Here is a 16,575-nt window from a genome sequence, read left to right as displayed (position 1 = left end):
GGCCTGGAGCAGCAGTGGAGGCAGCTGACGAAGGTGAAGCTCACCCGGCGGGCCGCCTTCACTCCGCTGACGGCGCGGTTCCGGGTTCAGCTCGATGCCTACACGGGAAAGTATTGTCCAGCGACGGCGCTTCTCTTCTCGTGGTGGGGACGGCGCGCGGAAACCCTGTTCCCTCCTTCCCTCCTGCGGGAGCACCTAGCTTCCAAACAGCTTCGCGAGCGAATCACCTACTATCACGAGTGGACGGTCTCGAAGGGCGGTGAGCCCCCCGAGCTTCAGCAGGTCCTTCAGGACCTGAAGGGCTCCTCCCACTTGCTCGACCACATCTTCGCGGACCTAGCGTCCTGCTTCGCCCAGGGCATGACGGGGGAGTCCTTCGAAGAGACGGTCAAGAGCTGGCTGTCTCGCTCGGGCCGGGGCACACAGAACCTCAATACGCCGCCCTCCGCTTCTCCCTCGACGCCCAAGACGAGCCCTCGGCAATCCAGTCCGAAGCCACCCGAGGCGGTACAGCCACCCCAGGTGAGCCCTGCTCCCAGGGTCCCGCCTACGCCAGCGACCGTGGGGGCGCCAGTGCCCGCGCGTACCGAAGCGCCTCCTGTGGAACCGGTGGCCCCAGTGGTCGAGGCGCCCAAGGTCTCCTTGCCCGTCGCTCCGACGAAGAGCCCGGACGTGGAGGCCCCTTCTCCGAGGACCCAGGCCCTGCTCCCCGAGGTCGAGGCACTTCGGGGGCTGGTGGAGCAGATCCAGAGCGCGACGCGGGAGAGCACAGCGCTTCTGGCTCGTGGGCGCATCGAGCAGATGGTGGAGATGGCGCCTCGTCTCCTCTCGCTCAAGGACCTCATTGCTCAGCATGTCCGCGCGGTGGAGGAGAAGCTGGCGGCCCATGAGGTTGCTTCCCCTGGGCCCTTCCCGGAAGCAGCCGTCTCGGAGCTTCTCCTGGGCGAGGCCTATCTCTCGGCCCTCAATGACTGCCTCCAGCAGGCCGAGAGCCGCGGCACGCTCAAGCTGCAGCAGCAACGGGCGGAGCTGATCGCGGAGTTCGAGCGGCTCGAGCTCAAGCCTCCCGAGGACTTGCCGGGGATCAAGACGCTCCGGGAGCTGCGGGCGCGGCAGGATGAGCTGAAGCCCCTCCTCGACGAGCAACGCGCGTTCCGCCAGCTCCTCTCCAGCGACGAGAAGCTTGCCCGCCAGGCACGTGAGTCGCTCTCCCTGCTCAAGCGGCTGGAGTTCTACGAGAACAAGGCCCGGGAGGAGCGAAGCTCCCAGACGTCACGTGCCCTGCGGCGTCCGAAGGACTTGCTCGAGGCCCTCAAGTGGGACGGCGTGGCCCTGGCGCACGAGCCCGCCAGGGGGCGGCGACTGCTCGACTCGGCCCTCATCGCGGTGCTCGACCAAGAACTCCCGATTCCTCAGGGCACATGGCGGCTCTTTAGCAGCCTGTGCGAGGCGGGGGGCGTGGTGGAGCGCCTCAAGGAACTGGATGTCCTGCCCTACCTGACGATCGTTCCGGAGGCCCTCTATGACGCGGAGGGGCTCTATGACGTGGTGGGGTCGGCGCGTGAGCGCCTGCCGGCGGACCTGCGCGGCGTTCTCGCTCGGATCGAGATCTCGCGCCTGCCGCTCTCCGAGCGGATCCCCCGGCTGGCCGCGATGGCCTTGGATGGCCAGCTCGCGGAGCCCCTGCTCACCGAGCTGCTGAGCGCCCTGGTCCAGATGGAGCGCCACGCGGACGCGGTGTTGCTCGCCAGCATGGCGGTGCATGCTTCCCGTCGTCTCCAGGTGGGCCCCGCGTACGAGTCGTTGCTGGTCTTCCTCGTGGAACTGGCGGACCGGAGCACCGCGGCCCACGAATTCATTGGCCAGAACTTCCTCCAGGATGCGAGCTGGCTGCACGAGCGCACCGATGAGGTGGTGGTGCTGCTCTACCTCGCCATCCGCACCGGCAACCGGGGGCCTTTCGAGAACCTCCAGTTCCTCAAGTCGGAGCTGCTGCGCGAGGCGGAGCGGTTCCGCCCGGCGCTGGTCGGTCGGTGGCTCATGCCCGAGCTCAAGTCCGGGGCCCCGGTGGACCATGTGGCGCGCCAACAGGCCCTGAGCTCGGCCCGACAGGCGCTGAAGGAATGGGACCACGACCTGCGCAAGGAGTCGTGCTACCGCAGCTGGGACTACGCCTCGGACTACCAGCGGCTGTTCAAGGATCGTCTCACGCAGCTGTTCGAGGAGCTGGAGAAGTCGGGGAGCTTCCAGGAACTCGACCCGCTGGTGTTCATCGAGGAGGTCGGGCGTGAGCAGCGTCTGCCCGAGGCGAGGCATCCCGCGCTGCCTCCCATGAAGAAGTACCTTGTCGATCAGATGTACCGCCTCAAGCGTATCGAGGACGCGCTCCCCTACCTGGGGGGCTTGCCCATTCGCGAGGGGCTCTCCCGTAATGAGCCGGACCTGCACTCCGAGTTGAAGCAGGAACTCCAGCGGCTCCCCGGGAATTCCGCGCTCCGCTACATCTACCAGCGGGCGATGGAGAGACTGTGATGTCGACCGAGATTTTCTACCTCATCCCCCCGCAGGAGATGGTGCGCCACGCGGGCATCGACCCCCTCCTGCTCCAGCCCACGCACGAGCCCGATGCGGAGGGGTGGCTGCGCGGCTACCTGGAGCTGCTCGCCGGCAGGCGCACCTTCGAGGTGCTCGTCTCCCGTGCGATCGAGGCGGGTGAGCGCGCTCCCGCGCTGCGCCTCGCGACGAAGGTGCAGGGCACCGGTGCGGTGCTCTCCGAGCCCCTCATCCACAAGCTCGACGAGTTGTACCAGCAGCTCCGCCTGCATTGTCGCAAGCAGATGGATGAGCTCCAGGGGTACCTCTCGGACCTGGAGCCGGACGTGCCCGAGCTCACCGCGATCGCCGATGACCTCCGGCTGCAGATGATGGACCTCGAGCTGCCCGAGAGCCGCCCCTCCGAGGTCTCCGCCATGGAGAAGGTGCTGGGGACGTCCGAGCGGCTTCAGCAGCTCAAGCGGGAGGTGACCACCCTGCGGGAGATGGCACAGCAGGAGGCTCGGGCGAGACGCTCCCGGCTGTTCGCGCTCGCCCGCACGGCGTTCGATCGTGCCCTCTCCTTCGTGGAGAACTCCCGCTCCTCCGAAGGGCCTGAGGCCAACCTGCTGAGACTGCTCCCCGGTCTGGTCCTGGGGCGCCGGGAGTCGCTGGTGGAGGCGGTCGTCCAGGCGGAGTGGCCGCTGCGGGATGCGGCGCTTCAGGCCGAACTGGCCGCGTTCGCCGCAGTCGCCGCGCCCCTGCCCACGAAGCTGCCCGCGCGGGTCTCGAACCCACAGGTGACCCGGTCCTCTCCCGTTGCGCTCTCGATCATGTCGGGCATCGTCTTCCGCGCGGTACGTCCCGCGCTCTTCGGCATGAAGAACGCGGAGGAGTTCAAGCGACTCGCCACTCGCCCCGATAGGGTGCGCAGTGACAAGGAGTCCTCGGTACTCTGGATCAGCATCGCGCATTCCACGGAGGACGCGGTGCTGCAGCACGGGGCCATGGGGTATGGGTTCCTCCACGAGGGCCGCAGCCTGCTGGCGCAGCGCCAGTATCGCATCGCCACCGAGCTGTTCCGCGACGCGCTCCAGTGCTTCTTCGAGGCCCGCCAGGTTGTCGATGAGGAGTCGTTCGAGCAAGCTGCGTGTGGTCTCATCACCACCCGCGCATGGCCCCGCTTGTTGGCCACACAGCCGACTCGTGAGACGGGCCCCCAGGCCCTGGATTGGCTAGATCGTCCCCAGCAGATGTTCGCCTGGCTGCGCGATAACGGACATGCGCAGCTCATCGCCTCCCTGGCGGCAGATCTCCCGCGCTTGGCCGTGGGTGAGGCCTTCCTCGACATTGCGCGCTCGCTCTTCGGGGCCGAGCGCGAGCTGCTGAGGGCCTATGTCTCTGCCCTCCTCAAGCCCCAGCGGGTCGCCAGCGAGCCGGAGAGCACCCTAGAGCGCATCGCCGCGTTGCTCGCCCCGGCGTCGCCACCGCAGGAACTCACGTCCGCGTTGGACTCCGTCGCACAGGAGCTGGTGGGCCTGGACAAGCGCTCCGTCTCTCCGGCAACGCGCAGCGTGGTGCTTCAGCATGCCGAGCGCATCAAGGCGCTGCTGGCCGAGCTGCCGCGTGACTCGCTGGCCCCCGTGGACGAGGTGCTGGAGTTGCTGCCCGCGCTGCTGACGAGCAGGGTCGAGGGAGGCGAGGCTCGCTCCACGCACCACCTGATGGTTCAGCCGCTGGTGCAGATCCTCCGGCCACGTGAGCGCTCCGACGAGGTGCTCATCCCCTTGCTGGTGAAGAACCTCGGAGACTCGGCTTCCGAGGACGTGTCCGTGCAGCTGTCGTTGGCGACGGGGTTCAAGAGCCTGCTGGGCAAGGGGATTGAGTTCTACAACGGAGGCAGCCAGGTCGAGTTGGGTGTAGGGAGCCTGGAGCCGGGCGCCAACCAGCAGGTGAACTTGCTGGTCAAGCTGGACGAGAACCTCGCGGACGAACACTCGGAGTGCCGCTTTCGGGCCGTCCTCCTGGCGGGCAGGGAGATCGCCGCCAAGGAGACCTTCCCCGTCGCCTTCCACCCCAATGACCGGCGTCGGCGGAAGAGTCCCTACACCATGGGTGAGGCCGTCACGGGCGAGCACTTCATCGGGCGAGACAAGGAGCTCAAGCAGATCCGCGATGCGATCGTGGGAGGCGACCAGGACCGCACCCCGCTGGTGGTGGGCATCCGCCGCATCGGGAAGACGAGCATCCTCAAGAAGACGATGCAGGACCCCGAGGTGCTGCGGCACTATCACCCGGTGTACGTGAGCGTCGAGGATCGCCCTAGGTCCGAGACGACCGTCAGCTTCTTCATCTACCTGTGCGAGAAAATCCTCGAGGCCGTTCCCAAGGAGTACCAGCAGCAGGTCGTGTTCCATCGCCCCGAGTTGGATCGGGAGCCCTATGGGGCCTTCGAGCGTTTCACCACGTCCCTGGCCGCGCTGCCGATGAAGAAGCGAATCCTGCTGGTGATGGACGAGTTGGACTGGCTGCTCAAGCTGGTCTCCGTCTCCGAGGAGCGGCAGGCGCGGCAGGTGCAACCGCTCAAGCCCCAGGAGGCGTTCCAACCGGAGGTCCTGGGCGCCCTCCGCAAGGCGCTGCTCCACTGCAAGGCGCTCCGGATGATCTTCGCTGGGCTTCCCGTGCTGCTCCAGTCCAACTACCAGACCCGGCTCTTCGGGTTGTTGGACCCGGTGCGGGTGGACCGGTTCTCGGAGGCCGAGGCCATCAAGGTGGTGGAGTACGCGCGCAACTCGTTCTCCCTCCCTCCGGTCACGCGCGATTTGCTCTTCCGGATGACGGGGCTTCAGCCCTATTTGCTCCAGGTCGTCTGCCACTATCTCTTTGCCCGGATGATCGAAGCGGGACGCGACATCGTCACACCCCTGGACGTGCAGGAGGTCATCGAGGATGAAATCCTCGCGAACGAGACCTACTTCACCGACTACTTGGCGCTCATCGGCCAGAACGGTCCGGTGATGCACGGGCTGGCGCTTGCGCACCGCGCCGTCGCCCGCACCCGGGACTTCGTCTCGGTGAAGGAAGTGGTCCATCAGATGGCGGGGCTCGGGGAGGAAGTGACCGTCGAGCAGGTGCAGGTTCAACTGGATGCGCTGTGCTCCAGTGACCGCCCCCTGGTCCGCCGTGCCGCCAACAACGCTACTCGTTTTCAGATCGTCATCGGGATGCTGGGCGAGTGTCTCATCAGGAGGGCGTCGGCATGACTGCGCCACAGCGCAAGCAGGTTCTCGAGCAGCTCGCGGTCCGCAACGGGATGCAGCGGTTCAACTACTTCGTGGGCCGCACACGGGCGTTGAACCGATTGATGGGCGTCGTCAGTCAGGAGCAAACCACGGCGGGGTGGATTCATGGGCCCCGGCGCGGAGGGAAGTCCTCGCTGGCCCGCAATCTCGCATCCGAGGCTCAGCAGCAGGGAAGCACCGTGGTCTATCTGGACGCCTCGGACCTGGTGCCCACCGATTTTGATGGGTTGTTGGAGCGCGTATTGGCCAGGATTCCGCCCGAGCTCCGTCCGTCCGGCTCGGCCCCGGTTCGCCAGCGCTTCGAGATGCTGGCCGGCAGGAGTGCGGACAACTCCATCCTGCTCGTCTTCGACGAGTTCGATCAGATCGCGCTCAACCTGGGAACGGACGAGCAGGCGCTACTGCGGAGGTTGAAGGAGGAGCACAAGCGCTTCTGTTACCTCTTCGCGACCCGGCTCAAGCCGAGCCTCATCGTCGAGGAGGTGTCCGATGAGCGCTCGCGCCTGCTCGGGGTTTGTACGCCCGAGAAGCTGGGGATGATGGAGCGGCGTGACGTTCACGAGCTGTGCAAGCGGGTGGGGCGTGACCTGGGGAGTGCGAGCTTCGAGCGCTGGCACGAGCCGATCTGGAGGGCAGTGGGAGGGTTGGGGGCCGCGGTCATGGCGCTGACCCACGCGCTGGCCGTGGAGCAGTTGGAGGTGGAGGGAGAGCTGGACGCGGCTCAGGTCGAGGATGTGCTGGAGCAGCGGCGGGAGGACGTCAACGGGTTCCTCTCCGGGTTCTGGCGCGACCTGCAGCCCGGGACGCGGGAGTTCCTCCTGGAGGCGGGTCCGGCCGTCTCTAACGAACACAGAAGTTCGGCGAAGCAGGAGGGCTTCATCGACGCGGCGGGCAGTGTCATCCGGCCTGCCTGGCTCATCGAGGTCAGCAATCGACTGGGCCGTATTCCGCCCGAGATGCAGGTGGGGGAGGGGCCGAACCGCGTGGCGAAGACAGAGCGCCTGCACATGCTCATGGCTGCGCTCAACAGCAACATCAAGCGGCTCGGCTATGTGCAGATGTTCCTGCACACCGATGAATCGCTGCACTACTACCCCCTCAACCGTCCCGTCAGGGACCAGGCGGGGTTGAAGGCCGCAGTGGATCACCTCTTCAAGGTTCTCTGCGAAGGGGCGCGAAACAGCGCGGGCACCTGGCGAATCCCCGAGCCGCTGCTGACCGAGTTCAAGGCGAGCGCTCCGTACAAGGAGCTAGTCGCCTTGCGGCACTTTTACGATCACGACCCGGATCAACGGGACGATGCGGAACGCCCGAGCGAGCGGTACCAGAACCAGGGGGAGGTGTTCCGGCGCCACTGTGGTCAGCCGAACCCGGATCACTCCGACCAGTGGGAGCGCGTGCGGGATGGGCTCGTCGATGGATTGGTGGATCTCCTGGCGCGACTGGAGGTGCGCTCACGTGACCTGCCTGCTTCTCCCACCCGACGCTGAGCTCCCATCGGAGGCGCTCCACCATCGTGTGCAGGAGATGCTCAGCTCCAGGAGAACTCGCACTCCCAGTCGAGTGGGCCCGTCTGGGACATCCAGCGCGAAAGTAAGGCGCAGCAGCCCCGCCCAATCCAATCGCGGCGTGCGCTCCTTCGTTGACTCCACCGTCGCAGCCAGGGCCGGGCTCTCCTCCTCCGGCCCCGGCTCCGCCTCCGATTGAGAGAGCAGAAATGGCCGCACTTTCGCGCCTGGAGCGAAGACGCCGTGGAACCTTGTGAGGTTTGCCCGAGGTGGAGGCACCAGCGACGCCAGACGACGAAGGAGCTCCAGCCCGGTGAAGAAGAGGCGCGTGGTGCCGTCGGGCAGCGGGCGCTTCATCCGGTACGCCAAGCGGCCATCCTCCATTCGCGACAGGCGCTCCAGCGCCAGCGCGCCGCGCGCCCCATAGCGGCACAGCCGCTCCAGCCCCTGCCTGTCGTTGGCATGGAGGTGCGTATTGGCGACCAGGACAGCGCATCAAGAGGAGCGAACCGGGTACCAAACGGGTACCCAATCCAGCGAACGCGCCTGAACGTCACTGAACGCCACGGGGACTTGGGAAGCAGGGCGAGTGGCCCCGGCTGGAATCGAACCAGCGGCCTGCGGTAGGCGGTACACCGTGGCCTGGCACACGCCCAGCCGCTCCGCGACTTCCCGGGCTGTCAGCAGCCGCCCAAGATCGTTGGCTGACGGCGCCTGGGTGGAGCCCAGCAGCAAGATAGCAGCAAAATCTTGGTGTCCTCGCGTACCGGATGGGACGGCTGGACAGGCCCAGCTTCAGAAACCCGAGTAGTTACCATGGGTTGTGAACCGCTGGTAACGCCTGGACGGCCCTTCGCCTTGGTTCGGGACCAAGGGGGTCGCAGGTTCGAATCCTGTCTCCCTGACCATCTAAAAGCCCTGGAGTTTCACGGACATCCGTTGAACCTCCAGGGCTTTTGTTTTTCCCGGCCCCGCGTCTTTGCGACGCACCGGGTTCACTTTTTCCGAGCCTCGCTCAGCCGCCGATGCGCGTGCGCGGGTCGCCATTGGGCGACTGACTGGCTTCCGCCGGCTTCTCCTCCCGCCGCTGGTACTTCGGCTTGCGCACCTCGGCGGGGTCGGGCGGCTGGGTGTGCGCGCACTGCAGGAGCGACGGCGGATCGAAGCACTCAATCCGGAAGTCGTTCTTCTCGCACCGGCCGCGCGGAGTCGCCGCGCACTTCACGTCCGTGCGGTTGTTCTTGCAGTCGTAGCCGCACTCGATGGCCGTCGACGCCGTGAGGCAGCCGGGCCGCGGCGTCTCCGCGCCCATCTCATGGATGGTGGTCTCCGACGGGTCCCAGCACTTCAGCTCGCCGAAGTGCTCCCGGCACACGCCATAGGGCGTCTTCGCACAGGCGATCTTCCCTTGCGCCACCACGCAGTTGAAGCCGCAGGCCGCCTCGGTCCCCAGCCCCTTGCACTCGGGGCGCAGGCCCTCGTCGGGCGGGTGGTGGATGGCCGCCAGCGAGGGATCGAAGCAGTACACCTCGCCGTTGAACATGCCGCACGTCCCATAGGGCGTGCTGGCGCAGCGGACGTCATCGGCGCTGCGGCGGCAGGAGTAGCCACAGGCCGTCTTCCCGTTGGCGGACAGACACGAGACGGGCGGAGCCGAGGGCGTGGAGGTGAGCAGGGTGAGGGCGAGAATCGTGACGAGCATGGGGCGCACCGGGATGCAGGAGACGGAACCCCGACGCAGGCGGAGCCCGTCTATTCAATCCGCATGTGCACCCCACCGGCTCAGCGCGAGGGCCGCTCGATGCGGCCGTCCGCGTGGCGGGCGAAGCGCCCCTCGTCCCGCGCGTGGACCGGATCCCCGGACTTCCACGGCCAGCCCCCGAATCCCGTGCGCTGGTAGTCGTTGAAGGCCTGTTGGATTTCCGCGCGGCTGTTCATCACGAACGGGCCGTACTGCACCACCGGCTCGCCAATGGGGCGCCCTTGCAGCATCAGCAGCTCGCACGCGCTGCCCAGGGCCTCGAGCCGCACCGCCGCGTCGCTCCGGACCACGAGCGCCTGGTGCGCGCGGATGACGTGGTCCGCCACCTTCAGCGCATCGCCGTCGAAGAAGTAGAGCGTGCGGTTGGCGCGAGGGTTCGCGGCGGGCGGCAGCGTCCACACCGCACCCGCATCGAGGCGGACGGTCCAGATGGCCACGTCCGTGTCGGGGCGCGAGGCCCACGAGCGGGGCGGAGGCGGCGGCGCACGGCGGCCCTCCAGTTGCCCCGCGGCCACCGTCACCTCGGTGCGGCGGCCCGCCTCATCCGTGAAGGCCACACGCGGAATGTCCTGGTCCCAGAGCATCGCGAAGTGCGGCGGCGCGAGCTTGTCCTCGGCGGGCAGGTTGAGCCAGATCTGGAACAGCTCGGTGGGGTTGGGGCGGCCCTTGTCCACCAGCGGGAACATCTCCGAGTGCACGACGCCCGCCCCCGCGGTCAGCCACTGCACGTCGCCGTGGCCGAAGCGCGCCGCGGCCCCCAGCGAGTCCGAGTGGTCGATGAGGCCCTTGCGCACCAGCGTCACCGTCTCGAAGCCGCGGTGCGGGTGCCCGGGAAAGCCGGGGACGACCTCCCCGTGGTACATGTTCCAGCCGTCCTTGCCGTCGAAGTCCTGGCCCAGGTTGCGGCCCGTGAGCGCGGCTGCGGGCCCGAGGTGCTCGTTGCCGGCGGGGTACTTGTCGTCGTGGTGCACGCAGAACAGGAAGGGATCCGCGGTCACCCAGGGGAAGCCAAGCGGACGGGTCTCGAGGAGGGGGCTCTTCATGATGGCTCCAGAAGTAACGCGCTCGTCTCTATTGCGCACGCAGCGTGAGCACCGAGGACCCTGCTCATCCCTCGGTTCCCTCCGGGAGTGCCTGCAGGTCCCGGGTGAGCCGCTTGAGGGCGTCCCGCAGCTCCTCCGCCTGCTCGAGCGGAAGCGGAAGCTTGCAGAGCAGCTCCTTGGGAATGGACGCCGCGCGGGCGCGCAGCTTCTGACCGGCGGACGTCAGCTCGACCAGCACCCGGCGCTCGTCCTCCGGCGCGCGCCTGCGGGCCACGAAGCCGTTCGCCTCCAGCCGCTTGAGCAGCGGCGTGAGCGTGCCGGAGTCGAGCCCCAACGCCTCGCCCAATTCACCCACCGTGCGCGGGGCGTGCTCCCAGAGCGCCAGCAGGGCCAGGTACTGCGGATAGGTGATTCCCAGCGGCTCGAGCAGGGGCCGGTACAGCCGGGTGATCAGATTGCTCGCCGTGTAGACGGCGAAGCAGAGCTGGCGATCCAGCCGGCACAGCTCCTCCGGACCTTCCGCGCGTGCCGCCCCGCCTTTCTTCTTCTCAGCCATGCTGCCCCTCGCACCCTGTGCACTTCTCGTAGTGCACCATTATATGGGGTGCAATGGAATCGCTCGTCTTTCTTCCCGCTCCCCTGGTCTCCTTGCGAGGGACACCTCCATGCCAGTGACGATCCCCTTCTCCGTCCTCGACCTCTCGCCCATCATCGAAGGGGGCAACGCCTCCCTGGCCTTGCGCAACACGCTGGACCTCGCCCGCCATGCCGAGCGGCTGGGTTACCGCCGCTACTGGCTGGCCGAGCACCACAACATGACTGGCGTGGCGAGCGCCGCGACCTCGGTGGTGATCGGCTACGTGGCCGGTGGCACCTCGACGATTCGCGTCGGCGCCGGAGGCATCATGCTGCCCAACCATGCGCCGCTGGTGATCGCCGAGCAGTTCGGCACGCTGGAGTCGCTCTATCCGGGGCGCATCGAGCTGGGCCTGGGGCGCGCTCCGGGCACCGACCCGGTCACCTCCCACGCGCTCCGGCGCACCCTGGACAGCGACGCCGATTCCTTCCCGCAGGACGTCGTCGAGCTCATGAACTACTTCCGCCCCGCCGAGCCCGGCCAGCGGGTCCGGGCCGTGCCCGGCGCCGGCTTGAACGTCCCCATCTGGATCCTCGGCTCCAGCCTCTTCGGCGCGCAGCTCGCCGCGGCGCTGGGCCTGCCCTACGCCTTCGCCTCGCACTTCGCGCCGGGCCACATGATGCAGGCCATCGACGTCTACCGCAGCCGCTTCCGTCCCTCGGAGCAGCTCGCGCGGCCCCATGTGATGCTCGGCATCAACGTCTTCGCGGCCGAGACGGACGAGGAGGGCCGCCGGTTGATGACCTCCATCCAGCAGGCCTTCCTCAACCTGCGCCGCGGCCAGCCCGGTCCCCTGCAGCCACCCGTCGACGGTTTCGAGCAACGGCTGTCCCCCATGGAGCAGGCGGGCCTCGAGCAGGCCCTGTCATGCTCGGTTGTCGGCTCGCCCGAGACCGTCCGCCGCGGACTGGAGTCCTTCATCGCCCGCACCGGCGCTGACGAGCTCATGGTGACGTCCCAGATCTTCGACCATGCCGCGCGCCTGCGCTCGTACGAGATTGCGGCGCACGCTCGCGACGCGCTCGCCCGCGCGAGCTGAGGCGTTTCCTCGGAGGATGAGAGGAGGCCGGACCGCCCCGGCTTCCGCCAGCTCCCGGGCAATATGTATTGCGCACAATTTAATTGTGACCTATCTATCTCCCGCGACCACAAGACGTCGGCACAAGGAGATTCGGATGAGCACCACCCCCACGATCCTCGAGAAGCGCCTCTACACCGCGACGGCCACCGCTACGGCGGGGCGTGACGGCCGGGTGAAGAGTGACGATGGCAACCTGGATGTCGCGCTCGTTCCGCCCCGGGCGCTCGGCGGCAACGGCGCCCCCGGCACCAACCCGGAGCAGCTCTTCGCGGGCGGCTACGCCGCATGCTTCGGGAGCGCCCTGATGCATGTGGCTCGCGCCCAGAAGATCACCACGGGGCCGGTCTCCATCACGGCGCAGGTGACCATCGGGCCCGTGGGCAAGGCGTTCGGCCTCGCCGTGGAGCTCGTGGCGGCCATTCCCGAGCTGCCGCGCGAGCAGGCCGAGGCGCTGCTGCGCGCCGCTCACGAGGTCTGCCCCTACTCCAACGCCACCCGCGGCAACATCGTCGTGGACCTGCGCCTGGCCTGAGGCCGGGTGGGTCCGGGCCCCCGCGTGAGGGGCCCGTGTCCTGCTCGCGGCCGGGTCAGACCTTGATGACGACCTTGCCGAAGTGGGCGCCGTCCTGCAGGTAGCGCAGGGCCTCGCGCGCCTGCTCGAAGGGGAAGGTCCGGTCGATGACGGGCTTCACCTTGTGCTGGGTGATGGCCCGGTTCATGTCCTCGAACATGGCGCGGCTGCCCACGTAGATGGGATCGAAGTGGACGGGCTTGGACCCGGCGAGGGTGGGGTCGGGCTTGCCGAACGAGCCGCTGAGCAGCCCGATGAGGTAGATGTGCCCGCCGGGAGCCGCGGCGCGGGCGGACTGCGGGAGCGTCTTCTCGCCGCCCACCTCGATGACGTGCTCCACGCCCTTGCCGCCGGTCAGCTCCAGGACCTTCTGCTCCCAGTCCGGGACCTTCTTGTAATTGATGAGGCTCTCCGCGCCGAGCACCCGTGCGCGCTCCAGCTTCTCGTCCTGGCTGGAGGTGATGATGACGCGCGCGCCCAGCATGCGGGCGAACTGGAGCGCGAAGATGGAGACGCCGCCCGTGCCCTGGGCCAGCACCGTCTGGCCTTTCTGGAGGTGCCCCGTGGACACCAGCGCATTCCACACCGTGAGGGCCGCGCAGGGCAGGGTGGCGCCCTCCTCGAAGGTGTAGCCCTCCGGCAGGTGCACGAGCGCCTCCGCGTCCACGGCGACGTACTCGGCCAGCACGCCGTCGATCTCCCCCGCACCGAGCGCCCGGAGCTGCTCCCGCTTCGCCTCTCCGTCCGTCCAGTTCTGGAAGAAGGTCGGGGCCACGCGGTCGCCGGGCTTCACGCGGGTGACGCCCGTGCCCACCGCCACCACCTCACCGGCCCCATCCGATACGGGGAGGATGGGACGCGAGGGGGGCTTCATATAGCCGCCCTTGGCGATCATCAGGTCCCGGTAGTTCAGCGACACCGCCCGGATGCGCACCAGGGCCTGGCCGGGGCCGGGCTTGGGCTCGGGCCGCTCCACCTGCACCCAGGCCTCGGGGCCGCCCGTCTTGTGCAACTCATAAGCCTTCATGGGAAGAGACTCCTCCTGTCACGGGGATGAGCCGCACGTCCTAACGAGGAGCGCTGGCCATCTCCACCCCATCCGCGCGGGGCGTCAGGTGGTGGGCAACAGCACGCGGAAGCAGGTGCCCTGGCCCACGGTGCTCTCCACGGTGAGCTCGCCCTGCATCGCGATGATGATGCTGTGGCAGATGGCCAGCCCCAGGCCCGTCCCCACGCCCGCGGGCCGGGTGGTGAAGAAGGGCTCGAAGATGCGCTTGAGGTTCTCGGGAGGGATGCCCTGGCCGGTGTCCCGGATCTCCACCACCACCTTGCCGTCCTCGGCCCGCAGGCGGGCCTCCACGGTGTTCTTCTCCGGTGCGCCCTCGGGGATGGCCTGGGCGGCGTTGAGCAGCAGGTTGAGGAACACCTGTCCCAGGCGCGACTCGCTGCCCCGCACCAGGGGGACCTCCTCCGGGTGCCAGACCATGCGGGCCCGGTGCCGGAGCTCGGGCATGGCCATGTTGATGGACATCTCCATCGCCCGCCGCACATCCGCCCGCTCGTCCCCCGGGCGCGTGTCCTCTCCCCTCGCGAACGTCTTCAAGTCGCCCACCACGTTGCGGATGCGCGTGGTGCCCTGCCGCGCCTCGTCGAGCGCCTCCTCGCACTCCTCCAGCGTGTGCGCCAGCCGCTCGAGCCCGGGCGCTTCCCCCAGGGCCCGCCGCAGCTCGGCCAGCCCCTCCTCGATGAAGTGGAGGTTGGAGGAGATGTAGCCCAGGGGGTTGCTCACCTCGTGCGCCACCCCCGCGGCCAACGTCCCCAGGGCCGCCAGGCGGTCCGCCTGCAGCAGGCTCAACTCGAGCGTCTTCTGCCGGGTGATGTCCCGGACCATGAAGGCCACGCCCGGACGGTGGGGCACCAGCGTCGCATCGGCGCTGAACCAACGGCGCCCGCCCTCCACCTCCACCGAGTACTCGAAGCGGTCGGGCTGCCCCCGGGCCAGCACGCGCTGGATGCTCTCCAGGGTCAGCGCGGCTGTCTGGGGGTCCATCGTCTGGGAGATGTGCCGTCCCAGGAACGCCTCCCGGGGCATCACCAGCAGCGAGTCGGAATGGGTCCACGCCGAGAGGTAGTGGCCCTCGGCGTCGAACTCGAAGACGAGGCTCTCGGTGAGGCCGAGCACCACGCGCAGCAGCTCCGCGACCGATTCCTGTTGGCTCGGCACCGCATCACCGGGCGGTGAAGGGGGCGGGGGCGCTCCGGGGGGCGGCACTTCACTCGCGGACATCTCGTGGGAACTCCCGTCAAGTCAACGTCTCCCCCACGGGACGATGATACCAGGGCCGGGTCCTTCCTGGCCACGAGGCCCTGCGGCGCCACCTCGCCTGCTCCACGGCTCAGTCCTCGCGAGGGCTCTTCCCGGCTGGAGCCCCCAGCACCCCCTGGGCGAGTGCTCCTCCAGCGGGCAAGACCTCGGTGGGCTCGTCTCCCCTGGTGCGCAGGGGGGTGGGCTCCCTCCGGGTCTCCTGCTCCGTGCTCCGTGCCGGCGCGTGGCTCCCCTTGCGGGCGAGGGCCTGCTGGACGAGGCGGCCCAGCTCCCGCTGCCCGTGGGGATGGGGCGCGAGCGCTCCCGTGATGGCACAGAGCTGCTCGCGCAACCGCTGACCCCGGGGCGTACGCTCCTCCACCCGCCATTGGAGCAGCTCCATGATGGCCGCATCCAGCTCGGGAGGGACGTCGGGGCGGTGGACCGAGGGCGGGACGAGGAAGGGAGGCGGAGCGCCGCGCACCAGGTCGGAGGCATCCTCCCCCGGGAAGACGCGCCGTCCCGTGAGCGCCTCGTGAAGCGTGAGGCCGAGCGCGAAGAGGTCCGCCCGCCCGTCGAAGGGCTGGCCCCGGGCCTGCTCAGGGGAGAGGTACCCCAGCTTGCCGCGCACCTGGTCCACCTGGGTGAGCCGGACGTGGATGGCCGCCCGGGCCACCCCGAAGTCGCCCAGCTTCACCTCGCCACTGCGTGACAGGAGGATGTTGGGCGGATTCACGTCCCGGTGGACGAGGTTGAGCGGGAGGCCCTCGCTCGAGGTGCGCCGGTGCACGTAGTCGAGCGCCTCGCCCAGCTCGGCCCCGAGGTAGGCCACCACCGCGGGCGGGAGCGGCCCGTGGCTCTTGAGCAGCTCGCGCAGGGACACGCCCTCGATGTGCTCCATGGCCATGAAGTAGGTGTCCCCGAAGCGGCCCACGTCGAGCACCTGGACGATGTTGGGGTGGTTGAGCAGCGAGCCCAGCTCCGCCTCGCGGCGGAACATCGTCACGAACTCCTCGTCCTCCGCGTAAGCCGGGAGGATGCGCTTGATGGCCACCCCCTTCTCGAAGCCGCCCTCGGGGCTGTAGGTGGCGCGGAACACCTCGGCCATGCCGCCCACCCCCAGCCGCTCGTGGAGGAAGTACTTGCCCAGCAGCTCCTTGGCGCGGATGGCGTGCAGCGCCTCCTCGGCCCGGTGCGTGAGGTAGGTGGCCACGAGCGCCGCCAGCCACCCGATGACGAAGTAGTAGACGGCCCGCAGCAGGACGAGCGGCGGGGTGAACATCAGCGGAACGGGCTCGGCCAGCCGGGGCCAGGCCAGCAGGAAGTAGAGCAGCACCGTCTGCGCGGCCACGAGACCACCGGCGAAGAGGGCCATGCCGCGGCTGCCGCGCAGGGCCGCGAGCACGATGGCCGCGGTCCACAGGACGGCCATGGGATTGGTCAGCGCCTGCTCGGCATTCCCGAAGAGGACGTCGCAGACGAAGAGGAACGCGCCAGTGGTGGTCTCCAGGCCGATGTTGACCCAGCGGACGGCGGGGTGGAACCAGCCGCGCCGCAGCCGCCAGGAGATCCACCCGTAGTAGACGGCGAAGAAGGCACACAGCCCCGCGACGGACAGGGCGCGGGGCCAGCCGATCATCGCCCCGAACCCGAGCGTGGAGGCGGTGAAGAGGCAGGCCACCAGGCTGATGAACCGCGTCACGGTGGCCTCGCGGGCGGAGGCGTCCGCCCGGAAGTGCTCGGCGAGCAGCTGCGCGCCGACGGGGGCCGCGCTACCTGGAGGGTCGGAGTGAGGCATGGGCACCCTCATTCTCTTGCAGCCGTGGCCGCAAGG

At 68.6% G+C, this 16,575-nt stretch carries 12 protein-coding genes; 5 read left to right on the top strand and 7 right to left on the bottom strand.

Annotation, left to right across the window (positions count from 1 at the left end; all coding sequences use genetic code 11):
* Nucleotides 1-609: 609 nt before the first annotated feature.
* Genes NR798_RS39620 through NR798_RS39610 form a run of 3 tightly spaced genes read left to right on the top strand, consistent with a single transcriptional unit; the run spans nucleotide 610 to nucleotide 7,324 of the window.
* The gene (locus NR798_RS39620) at nucleotides 610-2,532 is read left to right on the top strand and encodes a hypothetical protein (protein ID WP_375767764.1); all 1,923 of its coding nucleotides are present in this window, start codon (nucleotides 610-612) and stop codon (nucleotides 2,530-2,532) included.
* Nucleotides 2,532-5,795 (top strand): hypothetical protein, encoded by a 3,264-nt coding sequence (locus NR798_RS39615; RefSeq protein WP_375767763.1) that lies wholly within the window; start codon nucleotides 2,532-2,534, stop codon nucleotides 5,793-5,795. Before NR798_RS39620 ends, NR798_RS39615 begins: the two co-directional genes overlap by 1 nt.
* Nucleotides 5,792-7,324, top strand: coding sequence for an AAA family ATPase (locus NR798_RS39610; RefSeq protein WP_375767762.1), 1,533 nt, complete (start codon nucleotides 5,792-5,794; stop codon nucleotides 7,322-7,324). Before NR798_RS39615 ends, NR798_RS39610 begins: the two co-directional genes overlap by 4 nt.
* On the opposite strand, the gene NR798_RS39605 is transcribed toward NR798_RS39610, so the two are convergent.
* The 4 genes from NR798_RS39605 to NR798_RS39590 all read right to left on the bottom strand — a co-directional run bounded on the left by NR798_RS39605 (nucleotide 7,289) and on the right by NR798_RS39590 (nucleotide 10,703).
* Nucleotides 7,289-7,828: a transposase gene (locus tag NR798_RS39605; protein WP_375773900.1), complete on the bottom strand. Its 540-nt coding sequence runs from the start codon at nucleotides 7,826-7,828 to the stop codon at nucleotides 7,289-7,291. The two genes, NR798_RS39610 and NR798_RS39605, sit on opposite strands and share 36 nt — an antisense overlap.
* Before the next feature lie 529 nt (nucleotides 7,829-8,357).
* Complete coding sequence (locus NR798_RS39600) at nucleotides 8,358-9,044, bottom strand: hypothetical protein (protein ID WP_375767761.1); 687 nt, start codon at nucleotides 9,042-9,044, stop codon at nucleotides 8,358-8,360.
* Between the two features lie 80 nt (nucleotides 9,045-9,124).
* A complete protein-coding gene (locus NR798_RS39595) occupies nucleotides 9,125-10,147 on the bottom strand; it encodes a pirin family protein (protein WP_375767760.1) in 1,023 nt (340 codons plus the stop codon).
* A gap of 64 nt (nucleotides 10,148-10,211) precedes the next feature.
* On the bottom strand, nucleotides 10,212-10,703 hold the full coding sequence (locus tag NR798_RS39590; RefSeq protein WP_375767759.1) for a MarR family winged helix-turn-helix transcriptional regulator: 492 nt from the start codon (nucleotides 10,701-10,703) through the stop codon (nucleotides 10,212-10,214).
* 109 nt (nucleotides 10,704-10,812) lie between these two features.
* Between NR798_RS39590 and NR798_RS39585 the strand changes: the two genes are divergently transcribed.
* Nucleotides 10,813-11,823 carry an LLM class flavin-dependent oxidoreductase gene (locus tag NR798_RS39585; protein ID WP_375767758.1) on the top strand — a complete coding sequence of 337 codons (1,011 nt, stop codon included), beginning with the start codon at nucleotides 10,813-10,815 and terminating at the stop codon, nucleotides 11,821-11,823.
* Nucleotides 11,824-11,959: 136 nt separating this feature from the next.
* Nucleotides 11,960-12,397, top strand: coding sequence for an organic hydroperoxide resistance protein (locus NR798_RS39580; protein ID WP_375767757.1), 438 nt, complete (start codon nucleotides 11,960-11,962; stop codon nucleotides 12,395-12,397).
* Between the two features lie 55 nt (nucleotides 12,398-12,452).
* Here NR798_RS39580 and NR798_RS39575 read toward each other — a convergent pair whose 3' ends face one another.
* The 3 genes from NR798_RS39575 to NR798_RS39565 form a co-directional block, all read right to left on the bottom strand.
* Nucleotides 12,453-13,463, bottom strand: coding sequence for an NAD(P)-dependent alcohol dehydrogenase (locus NR798_RS39575; protein WP_375767756.1), 1,011 nt, complete (start codon nucleotides 13,461-13,463; stop codon nucleotides 12,453-12,455).
* 84 nt (nucleotides 13,464-13,547) lie between these two features.
* On the bottom strand, nucleotides 13,548-14,723 hold the full coding sequence (locus NR798_RS39570) for a sensor histidine kinase (protein WP_375767755.1): 1,176 nt from the start codon (nucleotides 14,721-14,723) through the stop codon (nucleotides 13,548-13,550).
* 109 nt (nucleotides 14,724-14,832) lie between these two features.
* Nucleotides 14,833-16,539, bottom strand: coding sequence for a protein kinase (locus NR798_RS39565; protein ID WP_375767754.1), 1,707 nt, complete (start codon nucleotides 16,537-16,539; stop codon nucleotides 14,833-14,835).
* Nucleotides 16,540-16,575 lie beyond the last annotated feature (36 nt).

The organism is Archangium gephyra (genome assembly GCF_042230915.1).
Taxonomy (GTDB): Bacteria; Myxococcota; Myxococcia; order Myxococcales; family Myxococcaceae; genus Archangium; species Archangium gephyra_B.
This window is presented reverse-complemented; position numbering and strand designations above follow the sequence as displayed.